The following is a 25540-nucleotide window of genomic DNA, read 5'->3' as shown; positions in this document are numbered from 1 at the left end:
TTACCAGCTATATTATTATTAGCAATTGTTTTAATTATTGCTTCTGTATTAACAGGTTTCCTCGGTATGGGAATCGAGCGTGTGGCATATCGACCATTACGTAAAGCACCAAAACTAATTACATTAATTACAGCAATCGGTATTTCATTCTTATTACAAGATATCGTTCGTTTTATTGCTGAATTAAAAGAAGGAAATTACATTATTACTGGTCCATCGCTATTTGCTGGACAACATCAATTAAAAACTAGTTCTATCTTATCTTCATTTGGAAATGCCCAAATAAAATCAGCATCGATCATTATCCTTGTTGTTGCAGTTGTAATGATGATTTCATTAGATTACTTCATCAATAAAACAAAATGGGGAACAGCAATGCGTGCAGTAGCACAAGACCGTGAAACTGCATCATTAATGTCAGTAAATGTTAATAAAGTTATCTCTTTAACATTTTTCCTTGGCTCTGCATTAGGTGGGGCAACAGGTGTTCTTTTTGCTTTACAGTACAACACAATCGATCCTTATATCGGATTTATTTTAGGGTTAAAAGCATTTACAGCAGCTGTATTAGGTGGAATTGGAAATATTCGTGGTGCAATGGTCGGCGGATTTTTAATTGGTATTATTGAAATGTTTGCAGCGGCAAATTTATCAACCATCACACACGGTATTTTCCCTTCAGAGTATAAAGATGTATTTGCATTTGGTATTTTAATTCTAGTCCTAATCTTTAAGCCAGAAGGTTTATTCGGTAAACCAGTGGCAGAGAAAGTGTAGGTGGATCGTATGAATAATTTATTTGCACAAGTAAAACAGTCGAATAAGCTACAAGCAATATTCTTAACTTCCTATATCGTTGTAACAGTATTAGGTCTGTTCCTTTTACAAGAATCAGTAACTGCTTTTTTATTAATCTTATTTTCACTATTTCTATTATATAAAACGAACTTTCCAGTAAAACTGAAATGGAGCCTAGCCATTCTAATTCTTACACTTGTGATGCCATTTGCAGCCTCACAAGGCTCTGCATTTGAATCATATATGGGTGTTGCGACGCTAGTAGGAATTTATGTAGCCATGGCACTTGGACTAAATGTAGTAGTTGGACTTGCTGGATTATTGGATTTAGGATTCGTAGCATTTTTTGCGATTGGATCTTATACTTATGCTATTTTTTCAACAAATCAAGTATCGAATTTCTTAAAATTAGATTTCTTGCCTTTCACTGGTAATTCATTTTGGGTTTTCATCATTATTGGTGGGATTATCGCAGCGATTGCAGGCGTATTATTAGGAATTCCAGTACTTCGTGTAAAAGGGGATTATTTAGCAATCGTTACACTTGGGTTTGGTGAAATTATTCGTATCGTATTTAATAACTTAGATAAACCGGTAAATATTACAGGTGGAGCTCAAGGTATTTCTTCTATTCCATCACCAACAATATTTGGTTACGTTATTAGTGATTCAAGTCAATTCTATTATGTCGTATTGGTCGTTCTTGCAGTAGTTATTATGGGTGTTACAAGATTGCAAGATTCTAAGCTTGGACGTTCATGGCAAGCAGTTCGTGAAAATGAAATTGCTGCACAAGCTTCAGGTATTCACTTAGTTAGAACAAAATTAATTGCGTTTGCTATCGGTGCATCGTTTTCTGGAATGATGGGTGTTGTATTCGCAGCAAAACAAATGTTCATTGATCCAACAAACTTTACATTACTAGAGTCAATTACAATTCTAGTTATGGTAATTCTTGGAGGAATGGGTAGTGTACCAGGTGTCATTTTAGGAGCTTCACTTGTTACGATCCTTAACTTACAAGTTTTAACAGAGGTAACGAATTATTTAAATCAATTAACGTTAGATGGTGTTCTAAATATTCCATCGGCACTTTCTCCTTCAAAAATGCAACGAATGATTTTCGGTTTAATCTTAATTTTAGTCGCAATCTTTAGGCCACAAGGTTTATTGCCTGCTAGAAATAAGGTTGTGCCAAAAGAAGATGTAGTAGATCAAACTGTTGTAGATGAAAACCAACGTTCAGTTTCAGTTTAGGAGAGGAGGCAAACATAATGTTAAAAACAAATAATTTAACAAAAAGTTTCGGTGGATTAACGGCTGTTAATAATGTAAATATCGAAATTCAAAAAGGTTCAATTACCGCGGTAATCGGACCAAATGGAGCAGGAAAAACGACATTTTTTAATATGATTACGGGTGTATATACACCAACAAGTGGAGAAATTCTCTTAGGAGAAGAGAGCTTAGTTGGTTTGAAGCCTCACGCAGTGTCTAAAAAGGGGATTGCACGTACGTTTCAAAATATTCGACTTTTTAGTAGTATGACTGCATTAGAAAACGTGATGGTGGGAATGCATCAACACTTAAAATACGGTGTAATTTCAACACTATTCCATTTACCTAGCTATAAAAAAGCTGAAAAGGCTGCAATGAAAGAAGCTTATAAATGGTTAGAATACGTTGGTCTTAGCGATGTATATAATGAAGAATCTTCTAGTCTTTCTTATGGTGCACAAAGACGTTTAGAAATCGCACGTGCATTAGCATCAAAGCCAAGTATTTTACTTTTAGACGAACCAGCTGCTGGTATGAATCCGAAAGAAACGAAAGAGCTAACAGATTTAATTTATCAAATGCGTGATGATTTAAATTTAACGATCGTTCTGATCGAGCATGATATGAAGCTAGTAATGGAAATTTCTGAATATCTTTTCGTTCTAGATCATGGTGAAAAGATTGCAGAAGGAAAACCACTAGAAATTAGAAATAACCAAAAAGTAATCGAAGCATATCTTGGAAAAAGTGCAGTGACTACTGCATAGTGAAAGGAGTAAAAAAAATGACGCTATTACAATTAAAAGAAATTAACTCTTTTTACGGTGGTATTCAAGCACTGAAAAATATTAATATTGATGTAAATGAAGGTGAAATCGTTACGTTAATTGGAAGTAATGGTGCTGGAAAATCTACTACTCTAAAAACAATAAGTGGTCAAGTGAAACCAAAAACTGGAGAGCTAATTTATAAAGGTGAGAATATTGTAAAACTACAATCTCATGAAATTGCCTTGAAGGGGATTGCGCACGTACCTGAAGGAAGAAGAATCTTTTCTAAATTGACTGTAAAAGAAAATTTAGAAATGGGTGCTTTCTCAGTGAAAGATAAAAAATTAATAGCTGCCAGAATGGAAATGGCGTTTGATTATTTTCCAAGACTGAAAGAACGTATTAACCAAAAGGGTGGTACGATGAGTGGTGGAGAACAACAAATGCTTGCAATCGGTAGAGCATTAATGATGGGGCCGTCATTGTTAATGCTAGATGAACCATCAATGGGGCTTGCACCAATCATTGTTGAACAAATATTTGAGATCATCGAGCAATTAAACAAGCAAGGGATGACAATTTTATTAGTTGAACAAAACGCCTACCAAGCTTTACAAATTGCACATCGTGGATATGTAATTCAAACAGGAGAAATACAAATGGTTGGTGAAGGTAAAACATTAATGAATAACGAAGAAATTAAGAAAGCTTACTTAGCTTAAATAAAGAAAGTGCCATTTGTAATCATTACAAATGGCACTTTTTTTGATGATTATTTGTTAGCAATAAATTCCGCAATTTTCGCTTGAACATCTACTGATGATTGATTAATAGAAGATTGTAATGTTTCTTCTAGTAAACTACGATTTTTATAATAGTTTTCTTGGTTGCTATTATAATAGTACTTCACTGCTTCTAAATCTGAGAAAAACTCTTTTCCAAGCTTTAGAAGAAATGTTACTGGAAGTTTTTCAATCGTGATATTTCCTTTTTGTTCAGAAATTTCATTTACCGTACTATTTGAAGTTGAAATCATTTCATCGTTTAATTCTTTAACTAAAATTTGTTCGAATCCTTTTATTATATTATTTCTCTTATTTACGATTCGTTTTTTGTTCGTTTTTAATAAACGAATGGAATGATGTTTATCAAGCAATACTGCTGATCGTTTCTTTTTCTTAAAAAATATGCTGCTACTCAAAACTAGCACTCCCTTCTTCAGAAAATAGGTATATTTTTAAAACAACTTTTCTATCATACCAATTAATCAGAATACTGTAAAGATATTATCTTTACATGAATGATACCCGTTAAATATTCAAAAAATTCTTGGTATTATTTGATTAAGAAAAGATAATAATAATGTTTGACGGAATAGTTGTCACTTTGATAAACTAAGACCATATTATTATTACATAAGTTATAACGTTGAAGGAAAGAAGTAACTAAAGCAATATTTGCATAGCGAATTGAGGACGGTGGAAGCTCAATCAAAACCTTTAGTGAAAGGCATTCTTGAGTTATGTTTGAAAGTGGACAATTTCTAAAATTGTCAACTAGGGTGGAACCGCGGGTGCATATACAGCTCTCGTCCCTAGGCAGAAAATGCCTAAGGATGGGAGCTTTTTTATTTTCATTCTTGCATTTTCAAATAGAATCGAATGAAAAATGGAGGCAAAAAAAATGTCAGAAAAGTCAATGGAAGTCATTGTAAGTCATGCAAAGCATCGTGGATTTGTTTTTCCAGGTTCAGAAATTTATGGTGGATTAGCAAATACATGGGATTATGGTCCATTAGGTATTGAATTAAAAAACAATGTTAAAAAAGCTTGGTGGAAAAAATTTGTTCAGCAAAGCCCGTATAATGTTGGTTTAGATGCTGCAATCTTAATGAACCCACGTACTTGGGAAGCTTCTGGTCATATTGGTAATTTTAATGATCCAATGATTGATTGTAAAAATTGTAAGGCTCGTCATCGTGCCGATAAATTAATCGAAAATGCACTTGATGAAAAAGGTATGGAAATTATCGTTGATGGGCTACCTTTTACTGAAATGGCTAAATTAATTCAAGAACATAACATTGCTTGTCCAGATTGCGGAAGTCATGATTTTACTGATATTCGTCAATTTAATTTAATGTTTAAAACTTTCCAAGGCGTTACTGAATCAAGTACAAATGAAATTTTCTTACGTCCAGAAACAGCACAAGGTATTTTCGTAAACTTTAAAAATGTTCAGCGTACGATGAGAAAGAAAGTACCATTTGGTATTGCTCAAATCGGTAAAAGTTTCCGTAACGAAATTACGCCAGGAAATTTCACGTTCCGTACTCGTGAATTTGAACAAATGGAACTTGAATTCTTCTGTAAGCCAGGTGAAGAACTTGAGTGGTTTACGTATTGGAAAGAAACTGCTAATAAGTGGTTATTATCATTAGGTATGAAAGAAGATAATCTTCGTTTAAGAGACCATAATGAAGATGAATTATCACATTATAGTAATGCTACAACTGACTTTGAATACAAATTCCCATTTGGTTGGGGCGAGCTATGGGGTGTAGCATCTCGTACAGACTATGATTTAAAACAACATATGGAGTTTTCAACTGAAGATTTTACGTACCATGATGCAATTACAAATGAAAAATATGTTCCTTATTGTATCGAGCCATCATTAGGTGCTGACCGTGTTACTTTAGCATTTTTAATTGATGCTTATGAAGAAGAAGCATTAGAAGATGGAACTTCTCGTACAGTTATGAGATTACATCCGGCATTAGCGCCATATAAAGCGGCTATTTTACCTTTATCAAAAAAATTATCTGAAAACGCACAAGAAGTATTTGCAGCATTAGCTGAAGATTTCAATGTAGATTTCGATGAAACTGGTTCAATTGGTAAACGTTACCGTCGTCAAGATGAAATTGGTACACCATTCTGTATCACTTACGATTTTGAGTCAATTGAGGATGGAAAAGTAACAGTTCGTGATCGCGATACAATGGAACAAACACGTGTGGCGATTAGTGAACTTCAATCATTCTTAGCAAATAAAGTTAAGTTTTAATACTTTTTTAGAAAATAGGTGTCCTTTTGGACATCTTTTTTCATATATTTTAATAAAGCTTGTTTAAATTTTCATTAAGATACTAAAAATGGTAAAATCAATGTATAAAAAACAAGGAGGAATTTCGATGAGGAGTTCGAATCCGATCTTAAATTCTGAACAATTAACAAAGGCTAGGCATTCAGAAAAAGCGATGACAATGGGTGGAACGATTCGCAAAGCATTAATTGCTTTAATCATGCTAATCGCTACTGCTGGATATTCTTATTATTTAACAGTAACGGGTACATTAAGTACGAAGGTGTTTATTGGTTGTTTAATTTTTGCTTTTATCATCGGTTTAGTAACAAGCTTTTCACCAAGAATTGCTCCAATTACAACACCAATATATGCTGCTGTTGAAGGGATATTAATAGGGAATATTTCAGCAGTATATGAAGCAACTTACGGAATGATTGTTTTACAGGCTGCATTATTAACAATTGCAATTATTGCTGGTACATTAATTTGCTACGCAACTGGCATTGTGAAGGTAACACATCGTTTTAGATCCATCGTAATTGGTTTAACTTTTGGCGTATTAATATTTTACTTACTAACAATGATTCTACAACTATTCCATGTACCAGTTCCATTTATGCATCAATCTGGTACGATTGGCTTAATTGTAAGTTTAGCAATCTTAATCATTGCATCACTTAATCTATTTTTAGACTTTGATTTAATCACATCTAGTATAAAACATGGTGCACCTAAACATTTTGAATGGTATTGTGCATTTGGTCTATTAGTTACTGTCATTTGGATTTATGTTGAAGCGTTAAGATTTCTATCAAGACTTAGAAATTAACATATTTAGCTAAAAACCTTACTCTCAAATGGAAGTAAGGTTTTTTCTACATAGGATTTATAGTAAGAAATTAGGTTAGAAAGTAGGGCTATACAATGAGTAAGAAAAAATTTGAAGTATTAGAAAATGAAACAATTAATGATTGTTTAAAGAGAATGGAAACAGAAGGGTATACACCAATTAAAAGAATGGAAGTCCCAATTTTTTCAGAACAAATGATTAATGGAAAAATGGAAATCGAACCTTCAGGTAGAAAAATCGTATTTGAAGGAAAGTTAAATAAATAAATGAATAATATTAGTAAAATTATGGAAAAGTAACCTTATATGAATAAATGAGGTGAAAATATGTCTAAATTAGCATGTCCACGCTGTAAAACAAATAAAACGAGATTTTATTTAATCGAACAACACCCAAAAGCAGTAAAATTAAATGCACAAAGTGGTGATATTGAACAAGAAGAGTATATCTCAGGTGGGTTAGACCCATTTTATGTCCCTTATAAAGGGCCAGATTACTTAGTTCAATGTGGTGCATGTGGTGTCATTGAACAAAGTGTATTATTTGAAAAAGCTGCGGAATCAATGTAGTAATTTAATCTCCTAATTTTATAAAATTGAAAAGTATAATGAACGAAGACATTGAATAACACTTCAATGTCTTTTCTTATGTAGAAATATAGGAGAGGTAATCTTAATACTAAGTCTTGTGATTAACGATCTCATACCCAGTTAATATAACTTATTAATGTAAAACACTTTACCAAAAATCAAATCTGAATCACTCCGCATTCTTTCAAATAATCTAATAGATTTTTGTATTTTAGGAATAATAATCATAATGAATTGAAGAGAGAGGAATATTATGAAAAAGATTTTACTATTGTTATTATTACTAATCATTACTTGTCAGCCTTCAAAGGTTTTTGCTCAGAAAAAAATACCAATCCTGATTTATCATTCAATAGATGAATTTACGGGGCATGGTGTTGAGGATCTTTACGTACATCCTAAAGAATTTGAAAAACAAATGTTGTATTTAAAACAACATGGTTTCACTTTATTAACTTTTGAAGATTGGAAGGATCGGAATAAAGTAAAGAAACCGATTTTCATTACGTTTGATGACGGTTATAAAAATAATTTGAATGCGTTTTCAACTTTTCAAAAATTAAAGGATGATCAGTTTAAACCAACTGGAACACTTTTTGTGATTTCTGATTATATTGATTGGTCAAATAGGTTGTCGAAGACAGACTTGAAAAAGATGGTTGATTCGGGTATGTTTTCAGTTCAATCACATACTGCAACCCATCCAAATTTAACAAAAATAACGAATTATGAGTATGAATTAAATGAATCGAAAAAGAAAATACATGCCATTACGAATAAACCTGTCATAGCTTTAGCTTATCCTTATAGTTTGTACGATAAAAAAGTAATTGAAGAAACTAAAAAGTACTATACATATGGAATTACAACGATCCCAGAACTTTACGTAGAAACAGGAAAGAAAGACGAAAACTATTTATTACCACGCATTTATATTAAGTACTCAACAACAATAGATGAGTTTGCTAAAATAGTGGACTAATTAGACTGCCTGCCAAACACTCACTTTCTTCGTTGATTCGCCTGCTTGTGGTGCTCATTACCGTTTGAGGTAACTCTGCTCCTCTTCAGACTGCACATCGAAAGATAAGCGTTTTCAATCATTCTGAATCTCTTAGTTGTTTATGTTTACCTTGACGTCAAATTGACGCGATTACTTTTGTAATCGTCTTTTTTTTTGCTGAATTTATTGAAAATAACTAATATTCACAAGTGTATGGTAAAATTTAACATATATACAGAAATATGATCATTTATTTCGGAACATGTTTTGCTAAGATCGAGATTGAATGATTGAACGCCGACAGAACCGAATGCGATTAGCAGATTATACATCCCACACTAGAGATAAACCAGCATGGAGTGGATGTGTTTAAGAATTTTCAACAAAATTACATGAAGTTTTAAAAATAAGGAGTGATTTGATGACTTTTCCAATTTTAGAAACAAGCCGTTTAATGCTAATAGAAATTGAATCCAAACACCTTGATGTAATATATCAAATTTTCTCTAATGAAGATGTTACGAAATATTATGGGATGAGTCCTTTTACAAATGAATCACAAGCAAAAGTGATGATTGAATCTTTCAGAATTAGGTTTGAAAATAAACAAGGTTTGCGCTGGGGGATCCTTGATAAGGAAACAAATCATTTGATTGGGACGATTGGATTAAATAATTTATTACTTTCAAGTAAGAGAACAGAAATCGGTTATGATTTACTTCCAACTTTTTGGGGGAATGGTATTATGTCAGAAGCCATTAATGAAGTCATAACATATTGCTTTGAGACGCTTTCATTATTCCGTATCGGAGCAGTGATTTTCCCCGAGAATATTGCGTCTATGAAAGTAATTGAAAAATTAGGCTTTCAAAAAGAAGGACTTTTAAGGGGTTATATTTATCAAAATGAAGAATCACATAATGTATTTGTCTATTCATTACTGAAAACGGATTGGGAAAAATAAATGTTTAATTGAAAAGTAGTATGGAATGATTCATTTCAAATTCTTAAATCATATAACAATGTGAAAATGAATTGATTCGATTACTTTATATAAAAAATAAGAAGTAAGGATAAAAAGGTAATCAATATGAAAAATGAACAATATTTAATAGAGGAACTTGAAAATATACGAAAAAATGGTTATATGATTTCAAAAAACCAAAGTCATTATGAAATTGCAAAACAAATGTTACATCATATTGGTTCTGTTAATCCATATTTACGAGACGATTTAATTTATTCAACGTTTTCTAAGTGGATTAGAAATGATGTATTTACGGCCGTCGAATTAAGAGAATTTTTACAGATTAGTATAGATGAGGAACATTTACTGTTCGGCATAGGTGAAACGAATACTGATTCAGTTTTTACGAGAGCATTTTCTGTATTAATCATAGCGGTTATTATACTGAAGCATAATGAAAAACAATTCATTCCAATAGAAGAGTTAGAACCTGTAAAAGAGAAAATATTTTTATTTGCGAAAAGTGAAAAGGATGTCCGTGGTTATGTCGAAGAAAAAGGTTGGGCTCATTCAGTAGCTCATTTAGCAGATTGCTTAGATGAACTTGCCAAATGTAAGGATTTAAACGAAAATGATGTAAGAACAATATTAGAACTGATCTTATTTAGAGCGATGGAATCTCAAAATGTGTTTGATTGTGAAGAAGATGAAAGATTAGTAACAGCAGTTTATTCAATTTTAAAACGTAATGTATTAACTAGTGAAGAAATATGTAAGTGGGTTGAACAGTTCCAGTATGTTAACAAAACTGGTGATTATATGACTGACTACTTTATAAAAATAAATGCAAAGCATTTTTTACGTAGTCTATATTTTAGAGTTGATACTCGCGATGAAGCATGGAAGGAAACATTAACTAATACTTTGTTAAAACTAAATAGGTATCGTTAAGGATTTAAAGGGGGGAAAACAGGTGATTAAAGCAATTATTTTTGACTTTGATGGTCTAATCATCGATACAGAATCTGTGTGGTTTGAATCATATAAAGAAGTTTTGGTAGATTATGAGATCCAATTAACACTTGAAAAATTCTCAGAAGTCGTTGGTACGCATGATGATGTACTATTTTCGTATATTGAAGAAAAGTGTTCAAAACCATTTGATAGAGAAAGTTTAGAAAGTAAAGTCTCGGAGTTAGTACAGGTAAAATTAGGAGATCCTGTGTTAAGAGAAAGTGTTGAAGACTATTTAATAGCGGCAAAACAAGCTGGACTAAAAATTGGATTGGCATCTAGCTCTTCTCGAGCATGGGTTGAAGGTTTTCTAAAGCAATTGAATATTTACGATTATTTTGAAGTGATTAAAACAAAAGAAGACGTATTGGACATCAAGCCAGATCCAGAGCTTTATTTGAAAGCAATAGAAGCATTAGGTATAAAAGCAACAGAAGCAATTGCATTTGAGGATTCACTAAATGGTTTACTAGCAGCTCGTAAGGCTGGTTTACATTGCGTAATCGTTCCAAACAGTGTGACAGCTAATTTAGTTTTTGAAGATTATAGTCTTCGTCTATCTTCAATGGCTGAAAAGTCGCTTGAAGATGTCATCAATCATCTATCTTTGAAAGAATAATATAAACACTATTTCTACTAAGTTTGATTACACACTAAAGCCATTTCTATGTATTAGAAATGGTTTTTTAGCATTTAGTATGGAATGTCTCTCATTTGAATATAAGTATATTAATTGTATTTATCATAGAAATACAGATTATCTTATTGAATATTCAGAATATATTTTGTATGATATATTTATAACATACCGACTGGTTAGTATCTTGATGTATGTTTTATTTTTACAACATTGATCCATAGACAATCTTACTTTAGCGTTTTTTATTTCGTATTTAGGAGGATATCGGAATGCATGTAAAAGAATTGTTTGACTTAACTGGTAAAGTGGCAATTGTGACTGGTGGTGGTAGAGGTCTTGGAGAACAGATTGCAAAAGGATTCGCTGAAGCAGGTGCAAACGTTGTTTTGTGTTCTAGGAATGAAAATGCTTGTAAAGAAGTAAGTGAAGAATTAAAAAGCATAGGTGTTGATTCACTTGCTATTAGATGTGATGTAACAAACCCTGAAGATGTTCAAAATGTAGTCAATCAAACGAAAGAAAAATTTGGCAGAATTGATATATTAGTCAATAATAGTGGTGCTTCTTGGGGTGCGCCTGCTGAAGATATGCCGTTAGAGGCTTGGCATAAAGTATTAAATGTAAATGTGACTGGGACATTTATTATGTCTCAAGCAGTTGGAAAAATCATGCTTGAACAAAACAGTGGGAAAATCATCAATATTGCATCAGTTGCAGGATTGCAAGGTACAAATCCAAAATATTTAGATGCAGTTGGCTATAGTGCAAGTAAAGGAGCAGTTGTTAATTTAACAAGAGATTTGGCAGTAAAATGGGGCTCGCGTGGGGTTCATGTAAATGCGATTGCTCCAGGTTTCTTTCCTACTAAAATGTCAAAAGATGTATTAGCACATGGTGGTGAGGAAATCTTGGAGGGGACACCTTTGAGAAAGTTCGGTTCTGAAAATGATTTAAAAGGGGCTGCACTATTTTTAGCTGCACCAGCTTCAGACTTTGTGACAGGAGCAATTTTAGTGGTAGACGGTGGTTCTTCAGTTATGTAATGTGTTGATGTTTCTTGTTATAAAAAAGGAGTTTAAAGATGACAAAAATTCATTTATTAATGAAAAAAGAAGAAATGAATCAACAAAAACTAAGTGATAATAAAATAGTTGTTATTTTCGATATTTTACTAGCAACCTCTACAATCACTGCCACGTTGGAATTTGGTGCAAAAGAAGTAATCCCAGTATTAAATGGAAAAGAAGCAGTAGAAATCTCAGAAGGATTTAAAAATAATGAGATGATTCTTATTGGAGAATATAATGGTGCAACTTTAGACGGGTTTCATTCGCCTAATCCTTTAGCGCTAAGAAATGTAGTAAACGGAAAAACAATCATTTTATCAACTACAAATGGAACGATCGCACTTAAAAATGCACAGACTGCAAAAAAAGTATATGCGGCTTCGATTTTGAATAGTAAATCAGTAGTAGATCATATTCGTCAAACTTATGATGGTGAAACGATTGTTTTAGTTTGTGCAGGATCATTTGGTCATTTTAATTTGGAAGACTTTTATGGAGCGGGTTATTTTATTGATTGCCTTTTAAGTGATTCGATACAATTAGAAATGTCTGATGCTTCCTTAGCTGCATTACATTTTTATAGAAGTATGAAAGAAAAAGAGATTGAGATATTAGCAGAATCTAGAGTTGGTAAAATGATGCTGGACTATGGTTATGAGGAAGAACTTCATTTTGTTAACCAAAAAAGTATTTTTAATGTAGTACCGATGTTAGAAAAAGGAAAAAGGATAGTGGATGTGAAACTATCTGAGAAAACTACTTTTTAATAAATGTTAACAAGAAAATAATATTAACTACATACCAACTAGTTAGTACGGGAGTGATGAGGTAATGGATTTTTTATATTCATCAAAAGTGCGAGAGCTTCAGACTAGATTAAAAACATTTATGGATCAGTATGTTTATCCAAATGAGCAGTTATATGAAGAACAATTGAATCAACAAGAAACAAGGTGGAGTGATGTACCTCCAATTATCGAAGAACTAAAAGCTAAAGCTAAACAAGAAGGGCTTTGGAATTTATTTCTACCAGAAAGCAAGTACGGGGCAGGTTTAACAAATTTGGAATATGCGCCACTATGTGAAATTATGGGGCGCTCATTAATTGGTCCAGAAGTATTTAATTGTAGTGCTCCAGATACTGGAAATATGGAAGTTTTAGAAAGATATGGAACAGAAGAGCAAAAAGAAATGTGGCTAACACCTTTACTGACAGGTGAGATTCGTTCCTGTTTTTCAATGACTGAACCTGATGTTGCTTCATCTGATGCTACTAATATTGAAGCGAGTATTCAAAGTGAAGGTGATTACTATATTATTAATGCGAGAAAATGGTGGTCTTCGGGAGCAGGTGATCCGCGTTGTCAAATTGCGATCGTAATGGGAAAAACAAATCCAGGGGCAAACCGACATGAACAGCAGTCTATGATTCTGGTTCCATTAAACACACCAGGGGTTAAGATTGAAAGAATGCTACCAGTTTTCGGATATGATCATGCGCCACATGGCCATGCAGAAATTACTTTCACGAATGTAAAAGTACCAAAAAGTAATATGATTTGGGGTGAAGGTAAAGGCTTTGCAATTGCACAAGGGCGATTAGGTCCTGGTCGTATCCATCATTGTATGAGATTGATTGGTGCAGCTGAGCGAGCACTTGAAGAATTATGTAAGCGTGTTCAAAGTCGTGTTGCTTTTGGAAAGCCAATTGCCAATCAAGGTGTGATTCAAGAATGGATTGCAAACTCTAGAATTGAAATTGAGCAAGCTAGATTACTAACATTAAAGGCTGCATATATGATGGACACGGTTGGCAATAAAGCCGCAAAGGCTGAGATTGCGATGATTAAAGTAGTCGCGCCTTCAATGGCCCTTAAGGTGATTGATCATGCAATACAAGCTTTTGGCGCAGCAGGTGTATCAAATGACTTTACACTTGCAGCACAATGGGCAAATGCAAGAACATTACGTTTAGCTGATGGACCAGATGAAGTACACAGAGCACAGCTAGCAAAACTTGAACTACGAAAATATCAAACATCAAATCAATTTGTTTCGGTTGAAAAATAGAGATGATAGGTGATGAAACATGAGATTAAAGGATAAAGTCTCAATCATAACTGGTGGTGGTGGGGGAATCGGCCGATCTACTGCTATCAGATTCGCAAAAGAAGGTTCAAAGATTGTCATAGCTGATCGAAATGAATTATCCGGAGAAGAAACTGCTCAACTGATAAGGGAGCAAAATGGGAATGCAATTTTTGTTCATACAGATGTAAGTGATAAAAATAGTGTTCAAAACCTAATATGCGTAACTGTTGAGCAATATGGTGGTCTTGATATTTTGTTTAATAATGCAGGTGTTGGTAACTCTGAGGTTCGGAGTGTAGATTTAGAGGAATACGAATGGGATTCTGTCATCGATATTAATTTAAAGAGTGTCTTTTTAGGCATAAAATATGCTGTGCCTGAATTAATCAAATCAGGAAATGGCGTCATCATTAATACCTCAAGTTTACTAGGCTTAAAAGGTAGAAAACTAGTCAGTGCGTATAATGCTTCTAAAGGTGGGGTTGTTTTATTAACACAAAATGCCGCTTTAGAGTATGGGAAGTATCAAATTAGAGTAAATGCTATAGCACCAGGTGTAATTGATACAAATATTATTGATATGTGGAAAAAAGATGAACGAAAATGGCCGATTATTTCTAAAGCAAATGCACTTGGAAGAGTCGGGAATCCAGATGAAGTTGCAGCTGTCGCGTTATTTTTAGCATCTGATGAAGCCTCTTTTATAACAGGCGTTACACTTCCTGTTGATGGTGGGGGATTAATATTTTAAGGTTTACATGATTCATGTAATGAATAGATTTTTATAACATTGGAGGGTATAAAATGAATTCGAATAAAATATGGTATTCCCACTATCCACAGCATATCGCACCAGAAATCACAATTCCAGACAAAACAATTCCACAAATCCTACAAGATACTGTTTCAAACTATCCTAATCATACAAGTATTACGTTCTATCATAAGAAAATGTCATTTAATGAAGTTCAAAATGCAGTTACGGCATTTGCCTCTTCTTTACAGAAAAACGGTATCCAAAAAGGCGATCGAGTAGCTATTATGTTGCCAAATTGTCCTCAATATGTCATTTCTTTTTATGGTATTTTATCTGCAGGTGCAATCGTAACTCAAATAAATCCTATGAGTGTAGCACGAGAACTAAAAGCTCTGCTGAATGATTCTGAATCGGAAACAATGATTGTATTAGGAAGTCTTTATCCTCTAGTTAAGGCTATTTTACCAGAAACAAAGCTACATAAGGTTATTATAGTCAATTTAACCCCAACAGAAGAAAGTTTTGATAGTCATACAACATTTGAAAACTTTTTAACTGAAGGAAATGGAATTGTTTTACCTGTTTCGATTGATCCAAGGGAAGACGTAGCCGTACTTCAGTATACAGGTGGTACGACGGGGAGATCCAAAGGGGTGATGCTTACTCACCGCAATTTATTAGCTAATATAATGCAATCACAAGAATTTTTTAAAGGCAGTATTGAGGTTGCAAAGGAGCGTAGTTTATCGGTTATACCATTTTTTCATGTGTATGGTATGAACATTAGTATGAATCTTTCAATTCTAATGGCAAATGAAATGATTATCCTTCCACGTTTTGACGTGATAGAGGTTTTAACAACTATAAAAAATGAACAACCAACGTTATTTCCAGGTGTACCTACAATGTATGTTGCGATTATTAATCATCCAGATGCAGAAAAATATGGAATTGACTGCATTAAAGTTTGCAATAGTGGAAGTGCACCAATGCCTATAGAATTGATTAATCAATTTGAAAAGAAAACTGGCGCAAAAATATTGGAAGGTTATGGATTATCAGAAGCATCGCCAACCACACATTGTAATCCTGCATTCGCAGAACGTAAACCAGGTACTGTTGGTTTTGGACTACCTTCGACTGAATATAAAATTGTAGACCTAGCAACAGGTACGATGGAAGTTCCAGTAGGTGAAGTTGGAGAATTAATTGTAAAAGGTCCACAAGTCATGAAAGGATATTGGAATATGCCTGAGGAGACAGCTCATACGTTAAAAGATGGATGGTTATTTACAGGCGATATTTCACGCATTGATGATGAAGGGTATCTTTCAATTGTTGACCGCAAAAAAGACATGATTATTGCAAGTGGCTATAATATTTATCCACGAGAAATAGAAGAAATCTTATATGAACACCCAAGTGTACAAGAAGCAGTAGTTATAGGTGTACCTGATACGTATAGAGGTGAAACTGTAAAAGCTGTTTTAGTATTAAAAGCAGGTGAAACTACGTCTGAGGATGAGCTCATCCAATATTGCCAAAGTAATCTTTCATCATATAAAGTACCGAAAATGATTGAATTTAGAGATCAGTTACCAAAAACAAATGTTGGAAAAATATTACGTAGAGCACTGAGGGAAACCGAAAATTCTAAAACAGTATAATGTACGTATTCGACATGATTAAAAAGTAAAGAAAATTCTGTTTTTTGAATTTTCATGATATTAGATTATGGTATAATTCAAGTGATATTTTTTAGATTGTGAGGATTTCCAATGAAAGAGAAAATTACAGAACACTCAATTCAATTATTTGATAAAAAAGGATTTACAGTCACTTCCATTCAGGATATCGTCGAATCTATTGGCGTAACGAAAGGCACTTTCTATTATTACTTCTCTAGTAAAGAGGAGCTTCTGATGGAAATTCACCTTCGTTATATTGATGATTTATTAACGAAACAAATGAAAATACTAGATGATCAAAGAAAAAACTTTAAAGAAAAGTTGTTTAGTATTATACATTTATCAATACTAGATATCAAAAAACAAGGTGCAAGTGCAAAAGTATTTTTCAGGGAAATGCGACATTTAAGTCCTGAAAGTTTGGATAAAATTAATCCAAAGAGGGATCAATATCGATTTAATATTGAAAACCTGTTAAATGAAGGAATAGCAAGCGGTGAATTAAGAGCAAGTTTAAATGTACCAATCGTTACCTTTGGTATTTTAGGCATTACGAATTGGAGCTATCAGTGGTTTAATCCTGAAGGGGCAATTGACGATCATCAGTTAGCAGAAATTTTTACTGAAATGGTTTTTAAAGGTATAGAAGTTTAGTTGTAGGGGAGTTCATCTCTCCTACTTTACTTACATTCATTACATACCGACTAGTTAGTATTTCCTTTTTGAATCATAGACTAATAAAAAAGTAGGGATAAAATGGAAAAATTAACAATCACGACTAGATTTTGTGAAACAGATGCACTTGGTCACATAAACAATACGAGCTACTTCATTTATTTGGAAGAAGCACGGATCAAGTTTTTTCAACAACTAGGATATGGAATGAATCTACAAGACTGGAATTTCATATTGGCTTCGACGAAATGTGATTTTCTTAGTCAAGGCTACTTTAATCAAAAACTAGTCATCTCTTCTTATATCTCCAAAATTGGAAGTAAAAGCTTTCAGCTTGAGCATGACATTACTTGTGAAGAAACCAATGTATTCATTGCAAAAGCAAATGCGATCATCGTCTATTTTAATTTCAAGGAACAACGAAGTGAAAATATACCAGACTTATTTCGAGCTCAATTAGAAAATCATTTAGAAGATAAATAATAAAAATAGATACATAGGAGGAGTAAGATGGCGGAGAGAGTAGAATCTGAAACAATACAGATTCGTAAAGGCGAGGAATTAAACCTATCAGTATTACAGGAATTCTTAAAACAACATATAAATGATTTACCTAATGAACAATTAAGTGTTCGGCAGTTTTCGGCGGGTCATTCAAATCTTACCTATTTATTGAAAGTCGGAGAATGGGAAGCAGTTCTTAGACGTCCGCCTCTTGGTCCAGTTGCTCCAAAAGCTCATGATATGAGCAGGGAATTTCGAATTTTATCAGAGATACATCCACATTATTCTATTGCTCCTAAACCTATTCTATATTCAGAAAACGACACAATTGTTGGTAGTCCATTTTTTATGATGGAAAGGAAAAAAGGTGAAGTTTTTGATTCTGCATTTCCAGACCATATAAACGTAACAAAAGAAGATTGTAGGAAAATCTCCAATGTAATGGTTGAAAATCTCGTTGAGCTGCATTCGATTGATTATCAAAAAACAAATTTACTAGAAATCAGTAAACCAACGAATTTCATGGAACGACAAGTTTATGGGTGGATTACTAGATATAACAGAGCGAAAACAAGTGATATTTTGGAAGTCGAACAATTAATGAAGTGGCTTGAAAAAAATGTGCCACTTCATCACGACGCGGCAATTATCCATTATGATTACAAGCTAAATAATTCAATGTTTAATCAGGATTTATCAGAAATGGTGGGTTTGTTTGATTGGGAAATGACAACGATTGGTGATCCACTTGCTGATTTAGGTGTTGCGATGAGTTATTGGATACAAAAAGATGATCCAGATTTGTTGAAATATGGACTTGGTAAACCTTCAGTAACAATTCAGGAAGGTTTTATGACAAGAGCAGAATTTATAGAATCCTACGCTATAAAAAGTGGAAGAGATGTTTCCAACATACATTTTTACCTTGCATTTGCTTATTTTAAACTAGCTGTCATTGTCCAGCAAATTTATTATCGATTTAAAATGGGGCAAACAAAAGATCAACGTTTTGCTAAATTTGAACAGTTTGCTAAGTCACTTATCACGTTGGGGTATCAAGTAACGTTTCCAAATCAAAATACGCTATAAGGAGAATGAATCATATGAACGAGTCTTTATTAACTGACATACAAGATCGTATCTTATTTTTAACATTAAATAGACCTGAATCTTTAAATTCTTTTAATCTAGAAATGTTAACAGGAATCACGGATTCTATTTTAGAAGCTGAGAATAATCCGGACATTAAAGTAATCGTAATTTCAGGAGCCGGTCGTTCATTTTGTGCAGGTGGCGATGTGAAAACAATGGGAAACACGACTGCCTCTGATGTGTATGAACATATTGGCGTATTAAACGAATGCATAAAAGCTATTAAAGATTCACATAAACCAGTTATTGCATCAATTCACGGTTTTGCAGCTGGTGCAGGTTTTAATTTAGCACTTGCATGTGATCTAATGATTGCATCTGAGGATAGTAAATTTGCCTTAAGCTTCTCACAAGTCGGCCTTATTTCAGACGGTGGAGGCTCATACTTTTTGCCTCAACTAATTGGACCTCATTTAGCTAAGCAACTTTTCTTTAGCGGAGAAGCGGTTTCAGCAGAAAGAATGGCTCAATTAGGCATCGTTAACTTTTTAGTTCCCGCAAAAGAATTGGAAGAAGAAACAAATAAATATGCGCAAAAATTAGCATGTGGACCAGGTAAAGCCTTTGGCATGATGAAAAAATTAATCGACCAATCCTTTACTTCAACTTTAGATGAAACACTTGAAAAGGAAAGAATGATTCAGACTTTAATGATTGCAACAGAAGATCACCAAGAAGGGGTCTTAGCATTTAAAGAGAAACGTAAGCCTGTTTTTACAGGGAAATAAACTATTGGAGGAGTTAAAATGAAAGCGATTCAATTTAAACAATTCGGTGGTCCTGATGTATTAGAAAGAGTTGAATTAGAAAGACCAGTTCCAAAAGGTAGAGAAGTATTAATTGAAGTTCATGCATCTGCTGTCAATTATGCTGATACAGCTAGGAGAGAAGGACAATATGTAGTGAAAACTAATTTGCCATATGTTCCGGGTGCAGAGGTAGCTGGCTTTGTTGTGGAGGTAGGCGAAAATGTAACGAAAGTAAAACCTGGTGACCGTGTTGTGACAATTATGGAGTCTGGTGGTTATGCTGAGTATGCAATTTCAGATGAAAGATCAATCATTCCTATTCCTGATGAATTAGACTTTAAGGTAGCAGCAGCTTTACCAGTTCAAGGACTTAGTGCGTATCATATTTTGAGAACAATGGGAATGCTTCAGCCTGGTGAATCTGTGCTCATTCACGCAGCTGCCGGTGGTGTAGGGACTTTAGCAGTTCAGCTGGCTAAATTATTTGGTGCTGGAAAAGTGATTGCAACTGCTAGTACAAGTGAGAAATTACAACTTGCGAAAGAAATGGGTGCAGATGTACTAATCAACTACACAGAAGATGGTTGGGAAGAAAAAGTGCTTGAAGCGACAAATGGTAAAGGTGTAGATGTAGCACTAGAGATGGCTGGTGGAGATGTGTTTTATAAGACTTTAAAATGTTTAGCATACTTTGGCAGACTAGTAATTTATGGTGTTGCTAGTGGACAACAAAGTAAGTTTTATCCTTCTTCTTTAATGGCTAAAAATCAATCGGTGATTGGTTTCTTCTTACCGCCACTTATGAGAAGAGTAGAATTAATAAATCATAGTTTAAAAGAATTGTTTACGTATTTAGCAGAAGGAAAAATTCAAGTAACAATTGGAGAAGTATTCCCATTAAGCGAAGCAGCCAATGTACATACACTAATGCAAGCAAGAAAAACAGTTGGAAAGGTTATTTTAGAGCCTAAAAAATAAATATTCTAAAGATGATAAACATGATTGAATCTGAAAACAAATGGAACGGGGGAAATTGATAATGCATTTACGTTTAACAGATGAACAAAGAATGATTCAAAAAACGATTCGCAAATTTGTTGAAAAAGAATTAATTCCTCTAGAAAATGAAGTATTACGTAATGAAAGAGAAGGTCGCCCAAGTTTATCTCCTGAAGTCATTAAAGAGCTCCAATTAAAAGCAAAGCAAGCAGGATTTTGGGGTATTAATACACCAGAAGAGTATGGAGGAGCAGACTTAGGTCAAATGATGTTAGCGATTGTCTATATGGAAATTTCGAAAACATTTGTTCCATTTACATTTGGAGGTTTTGCAGATAATATCCTGTTTTATGCAAATGAAGAACAAAAGAAAAAGTACTTAATTCCAACAATAAATGGTGAAAAGAAATCATGTTTTGCAATGACAGAGCCAAATGCTGGTTCAGATACGCAAAATATTAAAATGACTGCTGTAAAAGATGGTGCTGAATATATTTTAAATGGCGAAAAAACGTTTATTACAGGTGGGAATGAAGCTGATTTTGTAATGGTAATTGCCATAACAGATAAAGAAAAACATCAAGCAACTGCAGGACGAAGTGGGGTAACTTGCTTTATTGTAGATCGTGAAATGGGTTGGAAATCGGAATACATTCATACGATGGGCGAATGGGGACCAGCGGGATTAGTTTTTGATAATGTGCGTGTACCAGAGGAAAATATCTTAGGTGAATTAAATGGAGGATACAATCTAGGTCTTGAATGGATTGGCTTTGCGAGATGGATAGTTGGTGCACGTGCAGTTGGTGCAGCTGAGCGACTGTTGCAAATGGCAATTGATTACTCAAAGGAAAGAGAGACATTCGGAAAACCGATTGCTGAACGCCAAGCAATTCAATGGCAAATTGCAGATTCAGCAGTAGAGATTGAAGCTGCAAGATGGCTAGTTTTAAATGCAGCATTTACATTAGATCAAGGTGAAGATAATCGCCATTTAGCATCAATCGCTAAACTATATGGCTCAAATATGGGAAATAAGGTTGTAGACCGTGTGCTTCAAATTCATGGGGGAATTGGTTATACGAGAGAATTGCCAATTGAAAGATGGTACCGTGAAGCTAGATTATGGAGAATTTATGATGGAACAGATGAAATCCAACGTTTAATCATCTCTAGAAATCTATTAAAAGGTCATGTGAAAGTAGGACAGTTTGTTTAATGAAATGAAGGAGGGATAAAGTATGGCTAGTAGATTTGAAGGGAAAGTTGCATTTGTAACAGGTGGAAGTCGGGGAATTGGCAAAGCGATTGTGGAATTATTTGCGAGTGAAGGCGCAAAAGTAGCAATCATTGATATAAATGATGAAGCGTTAAAACAAACGGCCGAAGAATTTAAACAGTTCGAAATTTATACAAAGCGAGCAAATGTTGTAGATGGAAGCGAAGTTCAAACAGCAATGAAAGAAGTCTTTGATACTTATGGATCAATTGATATCGTTGTAAATAATGCTGGCGTGATTCGAGATAATTTATTATTTAAAATGACAGATTCAGATTGGGATACAGTAATGGATGTTCATTTGAAAGGTTCTTTTAATGTAGTTCGCGCTGCCCAGGAGTACATGGTTAAACAAAAATATGGTCGCATCATCAATATATCATCTACTTCAGCGCTTGGAAATCGAGGTCAAGCTAATTACGCAACAGCAAAAGCTGGACTGCAAGGACTAACAAAAACACTAGCAATAGAGCTTGGTAAATATGGAATTACTACAAATGCAGTTGCTCCTGGATTTATTGAAACGGAGATGACAAGAGAGACAGCTAGTCGCATTGGTATTTCATTTGAACAATTAATAGAAGCAAGTTTAAGTCAAATTCCAGCTGGTAGAAGTGGTAAGCCTGAAGACATTGCAAATGCAGTTGCATTTTTTGCGGACGAAAAATCTTCTTACGTAAATGGTCAGGTACTATATGTAGCAGGTGGACCAAAAGCGTAAATTCTATTGAAAGAGGTGACAGTGATGTTCAAAGCTTTTATCGGAAAACGCTCAAAAGGTGTAGAAAATATGGTTGAACGAGGAGCAGTCAAAAGGTTTGCTGAAGCAATTGGAGATCTGCAACCAATCTATGTGGATATAGAATATGGAAAAAAATCTAGATACAAACAAAATATAGCTCCTCCTACTTTTCCGAGAGTATTTGACTATGGAACGATCGAAGAGTTCCATTTACCAAACGTTGGTTTAATACATGGAGAACAGTCATTTCATTATGAACGACCGTTATTTGTTGGAGAAAAAATTACGTGCTATACCCAAATTAAAGATTATTACGAAAAAAAGGGAAATCATGGCTTTATGGGCTTTTTAGTTGTTTCTGATGTTGGAGAAGATGTAAATGGTCAAGTTATATTTGAATCTAATGCAGTTGTCATCATTACAGAAGAAGTAAGGAAGGTGCTAACTGTATGACAATCTTAACTGAACTAAAGCCTGGTGACTCTCTTAAGGCAGTCAAATTAGAGCCGGTTTCAAGAATGGATTTAATTAAATATGCTGGTGCATCCGGTGATTTTAACCCGATTCATACGATTGATGAAGAAGCTAAAAAAGCAGGTCTCCCTGGAATCATAGCTCATGGGATGTGGACTATGGGCAATTTATCAAAACTTTTTTCAGAATTTATTGAAATTGGATTCATTGAAGATTACACAATCCGTTTTAAAAACATGGTCTTTTTACAGGACATCATTACACTAAATGCAGTTCTAATAGAAAACGACGGTAATAGAATGCATTTTTCTGTAAATGCGACAAACCAAAAACATCAAAAGGTTATTGAAGGAACAATCCTATTTAAACAATATTAGAATCAAATCAATTAGGAATTGTTTGATGTTAAAAGGGAATCAATAATTGGAGATGCTATCTTAAGATGAATAAGCATCTCTTTTTTGTTGGAATTTTATAAAATATAAATTGTAAAAGTTAAATAAATTGTAAAGAATTGCTCAGTTTTACGTCGTTGGATATGATTAAGATAAGAGTTAAGTGATGTTTTTTCATTCTAATAGAATTAGTTTGAAGGAATATCATTTTTAAAATTATTTTTATGAAAGGAGTGAATGATATGGAAGTTTTTACAGAGTATTTAGAAAAAATTGAGAACCCAATTCATCGGGACCGAACAGAAGAAGTTTTAACTAGGGTGATTAATAAATTTCCTAACTTAATGCCTAAAATTGCATGGAACCAACCAATGTTTACCGATCACGATACATATATTATTGGCTTTAGCGTATCTAAACAACATTTAGCTGTTGCCCCTGAAACGGTAGGAATCAATCACTTTTCTGATGAAATAGTCCAAGCTGGCTATGACCACACAAAGCAATTAGTTCGTATTCCGTGGGGAAGTTCAGTCGATTACAATTTAATTGAAAAAATGATTGAGTTTAATATTTTAGATAAGAAAGATTGTACAACTTTTTGGAGGAAATAATTTATTCGATTCTTAAAGACGAAAAAACTTAAATAAAAAACCTCTCTAAATTCCAGTTTGTTTAGGAATTACATGAGAGGTTTTTTTATATGTTACTTTTAGAAAAATATTTCCGAGTATCCTCGCGATCTTGCTTAGGTATGACATTCTCTAGCTCTTTGTTTAACCATGAAAGTGTTTTTTCACGTAAGTATTCATGCATTTTCTCTTCTGCGGAAAGCATAACTAAATTGATCGTACATGATGTGCCTGGCGTACAGCCTTTTTCCCTATATAAATATCCATTATCNNCAAAATGAAATTTCTTCAGGAGATTTAGAAAGTTTAAATCCACCCTTCACTCCAGGAACTGAACTGACAATCCCAGCCTTAGATAATTTACTAAAAATTTTTGAAAGATACGTTTCTGAAACACCTTGAAAAGATGATAAATCCTTTATTCCAATTGGTGAATCTTCAGGAGTATCAATTAAATAGACGAGGCAGTGAAGTGCGTACTCAACCCCAACGCTATACTGCATTTAGACACCTTCTTTATGTATGAGATTCTATAAATTAATCTTAGATATGTTTTATTTCTTTGTCAAACAACTAAGTTTGGCAGTTAAACGATGATTGACATAATCAAATTAATAGCATAATATAGATATTATAAATCGGCGATTAACTTTGTCGCTAATTAATGTTTTAGACGTTTTATCTTTTACTACTAATTTAAATTTTTGGGGGTCATTTAATTGGAAAAACGAGTAGATTACTATAGTCTTGCACCAGAAGCAATTAACATTATGATGGAAATGGAAAAGTATACGAAAACCTCAGGTATTGACCGTACACTACGTGAACTTGTAAAAATTCGTGCTTCTCAACTAAATGGTTGTGCATATTGCATTAACATGCATACAACTGAAGCAAGAAAAATGGGAGAAACAGAGCAACGATTATATTGTATAAGTGCTTGGAATGATTGCACATTCTACACAGATTCAGAAAAAGTAGCACTTGAGTTAACAGAACATGTCACATTAATCCCAAATAAAGGTGTACCTGAAGGATTATATGATCGCATCCGAAACCACTTTAGTGAAAAAGAATATGTAAATCTTGTAATTTTAATCAATCAAATTAATAGTTGGAATAGAATCTCTATTGCAATGGGGAATAAAGCAACAACAGAATAATCATGAATTACATCGAGTAGTCTAATGAGTTCGAGTGAAGATAAAAAGCGTCCATATATAATATTGGATGCTTTTTTTATTCAAAATAAAACGTAAAAAGTTGATTCTTAACAAGAGAAAACGTTATGAAAGTATTCACTTTTAAAGGAACAAGCAGTTGTATTCTATTGATA

General features: G+C 33.7%; 29 protein-coding genes, 1 pseudogene and 1 other annotated feature. Of the genes and pseudogenes, 28 read left to right on the top strand and 2 right to left on the bottom strand.

All coding sequences use genetic code 11. The features are described from left to right. The 4 genes from V7056_RS15715 to V7056_RS15700 all read left to right on the top strand — a co-directional run. A partial coding sequence (locus V7056_RS15715) for a branched-chain amino acid ABC transporter permease (RefSeq protein ID WP_499703372.1) occupies positions 1-777 on the top strand: 777 nt, incomplete at its 5' end. A gap of 9 nt (positions 778-786) precedes the next feature. Then, positions 787-2055 (top strand): ABC transporter permease subunit, encoded by a 1269-nt coding sequence (locus tag V7056_RS15710; protein ID WP_499703371.1) that lies wholly within the window; start codon positions 787-789, stop codon positions 2053-2055. Between the two features lie 17 nt (positions 2056-2072). Continuing rightward, positions 2073-2843: an ABC transporter ATP-binding protein gene (locus V7056_RS15705; RefSeq protein WP_499703370.1), complete on the top strand. Its 771-nt coding sequence runs from the start codon at positions 2073-2075 to the stop codon at positions 2841-2843. A gap of 17 nt (positions 2844-2860) precedes the next feature. Continuing rightward, a complete protein-coding gene (locus tag V7056_RS15700) occupies positions 2861-3568 on the top strand; it encodes an ABC transporter ATP-binding protein (RefSeq protein ID WP_087998254.1) in 708 nt (235 codons plus the stop codon). A 50-nt stretch (positions 3569-3618) separates the two neighbouring features. Here V7056_RS15700 and V7056_RS15695 read toward each other — a convergent pair whose 3' ends face one another. Further along, positions 3619-4047 (bottom strand): hypothetical protein, encoded by a 429-nt coding sequence (locus tag V7056_RS15695; protein ID WP_499703369.1) that lies wholly within the window; start codon positions 4045-4047, stop codon positions 3619-3621. A gap of 218 nt (positions 4048-4265) precedes the next feature. Next, positions 4266-4445: a binding site (T-box leader), on the top strand. Between the two features lie 84 nt (positions 4446-4529). Here V7056_RS15695 and V7056_RS15690 point away from each other — a divergent pair. From V7056_RS15690 to V7056_RS15580, 23 genes are all read left to right on the top strand, one after another. After that, positions 4530-5915 (top strand): glycine--tRNA ligase, encoded by a 1386-nt coding sequence (locus tag V7056_RS15690; RefSeq protein WP_499703368.1) that lies wholly within the window; start codon positions 4530-4532, stop codon positions 5913-5915. A 127-nt stretch (positions 5916-6042) separates the two neighbouring features. Beyond that, positions 6043-6765, top strand: a complete 723-nt coding sequence (locus tag V7056_RS15685) for a Bax inhibitor-1/YccA family protein (RefSeq protein ID WP_499703367.1) — start codon at positions 6043-6045, stop codon at positions 6763-6765. A 95-nt stretch (positions 6766-6860) separates the two neighbouring features. After that, positions 6861-7052: an NETI motif-containing protein gene (locus tag V7056_RS15680; RefSeq protein WP_499703366.1), complete on the top strand. Its 192-nt coding sequence runs from the start codon at positions 6861-6863 to the stop codon at positions 7050-7052. 60 nt (positions 7053-7112) lie between these two features. After that, positions 7113-7355 carry a DNA alkylation repair protein gene (locus tag V7056_RS15675; RefSeq protein WP_499703365.1) on the top strand — a complete coding sequence of 81 codons (243 nt, stop codon included), beginning with the start codon at positions 7113-7115 and terminating at the stop codon, positions 7353-7355. A 274-nt stretch (positions 7356-7629) separates the two neighbouring features. Further along, positions 7630-8358 (top strand): polysaccharide deacetylase family protein, encoded by a 729-nt coding sequence (locus V7056_RS15670; protein ID WP_499703364.1) that lies wholly within the window; start codon positions 7630-7632, stop codon positions 8356-8358. 442 nt (positions 8359-8800) lie between these two features. Beyond that, complete coding sequence (locus tag V7056_RS15665) at positions 8801-9343, top strand: GNAT family N-acetyltransferase (RefSeq protein ID WP_499703363.1); 543 nt, start codon at positions 8801-8803, stop codon at positions 9341-9343. Positions 9344-9469: 126 nt separating this feature from the next. Next, a complete protein-coding gene (locus V7056_RS15660; protein WP_499703362.1) occupies positions 9470-10297 on the top strand; it encodes a DUF2785 domain-containing protein in 828 nt (275 codons plus the stop codon). 22 nt (positions 10298-10319) lie between these two features. Continuing rightward, positions 10320-10979, top strand: a complete 660-nt coding sequence (locus V7056_RS15655; protein WP_499703361.1) for an HAD family hydrolase — start codon at positions 10320-10322, stop codon at positions 10977-10979. 290 nt (positions 10980-11269) lie between these two features. Beyond that, a complete protein-coding gene (locus V7056_RS15650) occupies positions 11270-12043 on the top strand; it encodes an SDR family oxidoreductase (protein WP_499703360.1) in 774 nt (257 codons plus the stop codon). Positions 12044-12081: 38 nt separating this feature from the next. Then, complete coding sequence (locus V7056_RS15645) at positions 12082-12834, top strand: 2-phosphosulfolactate phosphatase (RefSeq protein ID WP_499703359.1); 753 nt, start codon at positions 12082-12084, stop codon at positions 12832-12834. Positions 12835-12898: 64 nt separating this feature from the next. Next, positions 12899-14137 carry an acyl-CoA dehydrogenase gene (locus tag V7056_RS15640; RefSeq protein ID WP_499703358.1) on the top strand — a complete coding sequence of 413 codons (1239 nt, stop codon included), beginning with the start codon at positions 12899-12901 and terminating at the stop codon, positions 14135-14137. A 19-nt stretch (positions 14138-14156) separates the two neighbouring features. Then, positions 14157-14909, top strand: a complete 753-nt coding sequence (locus V7056_RS15635) for an SDR family NAD(P)-dependent oxidoreductase (protein ID WP_499703357.1) — start codon at positions 14157-14159, stop codon at positions 14907-14909. 53 nt (positions 14910-14962) lie between these two features. Beyond that, positions 14963-16582: a long-chain-fatty-acid--CoA ligase gene (locus tag V7056_RS15630; protein WP_499703356.1), complete on the top strand. Its 1620-nt coding sequence runs from the start codon at positions 14963-14965 to the stop codon at positions 16580-16582. 111 nt (positions 16583-16693) lie between these two features. Then, a complete protein-coding gene (locus tag V7056_RS15625) occupies positions 16694-17257 on the top strand; it encodes a TetR/AcrR family transcriptional regulator (RefSeq protein ID WP_499703355.1) in 564 nt (187 codons plus the stop codon). 102 nt (positions 17258-17359) lie between these two features. Next, complete coding sequence (locus V7056_RS15620) at positions 17360-17761, top strand: acyl-CoA thioesterase (RefSeq protein WP_499703354.1); 402 nt, start codon at positions 17360-17362, stop codon at positions 17759-17761. 27 nt (positions 17762-17788) lie between these two features. Continuing rightward, on the top strand, positions 17789-18871 hold the full coding sequence (locus tag V7056_RS15615) for a phosphotransferase family protein (protein WP_499703353.1): 1083 nt from the start codon (positions 17789-17791) through the stop codon (positions 18869-18871). A gap of 5 nt (positions 18872-18876) precedes the next feature. After that, entirely contained in the window at positions 18877-19662 is a 786-nt protein-coding gene (locus V7056_RS15610; protein ID WP_499703352.1) for an enoyl-CoA hydratase/isomerase family protein, read from the top strand. 18 nt (positions 19663-19680) lie between these two features. Continuing rightward, positions 19681-20661: a quinone oxidoreductase family protein gene (locus V7056_RS15605; RefSeq protein WP_499703351.1), complete on the top strand. Its 981-nt coding sequence runs from the start codon at positions 19681-19683 to the stop codon at positions 20659-20661. A gap of 61 nt (positions 20662-20722) precedes the next feature. Beyond that, positions 20723-21901 carry an acyl-CoA dehydrogenase family protein gene (locus tag V7056_RS15600; RefSeq protein ID WP_499703350.1) on the top strand — a complete coding sequence of 393 codons (1179 nt, stop codon included), beginning with the start codon at positions 20723-20725 and terminating at the stop codon, positions 21899-21901. A 22-nt stretch (positions 21902-21923) separates the two neighbouring features. After that, positions 21924-22682 carry a 3-oxoacyl-ACP reductase FabG gene (gene fabG, locus V7056_RS15595; RefSeq protein WP_499703349.1) on the top strand — a complete coding sequence of 253 codons (759 nt, stop codon included), beginning with the start codon at positions 21924-21926 and terminating at the stop codon, positions 22680-22682. Positions 22683-22706: 24 nt separating this feature from the next. After that, a complete protein-coding gene (locus tag V7056_RS15590) occupies positions 22707-23156 on the top strand; it encodes a MaoC family dehydratase N-terminal domain-containing protein (protein WP_499703348.1) in 450 nt (149 codons plus the stop codon). Next, positions 23153-23554 (top strand): MaoC/PaaZ C-terminal domain-containing protein, encoded by a 402-nt coding sequence (locus tag V7056_RS15585; RefSeq protein ID WP_499703347.1) that lies wholly within the window; start codon positions 23153-23155, stop codon positions 23552-23554. Before V7056_RS15590 ends, V7056_RS15585 begins: the two co-directional genes overlap by 4 nt. A 260-nt stretch (positions 23555-23814) precedes the next feature. Beyond that, entirely contained in the window at positions 23815-24186 is a 372-nt protein-coding gene (locus V7056_RS15580) for an iron chaperone (RefSeq protein WP_499703346.1), read from the top strand. Between the two features lie 85 nt (positions 24187-24271). Here the strand turns inward: V7056_RS15580 and V7056_RS15575 are convergent. Beyond that, positions 24272-24707, bottom strand: a pseudogene (locus tag V7056_RS15575) (RrF2 family transcriptional regulator). Positions 24708-24923: 216 nt separating this feature from the next. On the opposite strand from V7056_RS15575, the gene V7056_RS15570 reads away from it, so the two are divergent. Further along, positions 24924-25367 (top strand): carboxymuconolactone decarboxylase family protein, encoded by a 444-nt coding sequence (locus tag V7056_RS15570; RefSeq protein WP_499703345.1) that lies wholly within the window; start codon positions 24924-24926, stop codon positions 25365-25367. The last annotated feature ends 173 nt before the right edge of the window (positions 25368-25540 follow it).

Source organism: Bacillus sp. JJ664 (assembly GCF_036962205.1).
Taxonomy (GTDB): Bacteria; Bacillota; Bacilli; order Bacillales; family Bacillaceae_G; genus Gottfriedia.
This window is presented reverse-complemented; position numbering and strand designations above follow the sequence as displayed.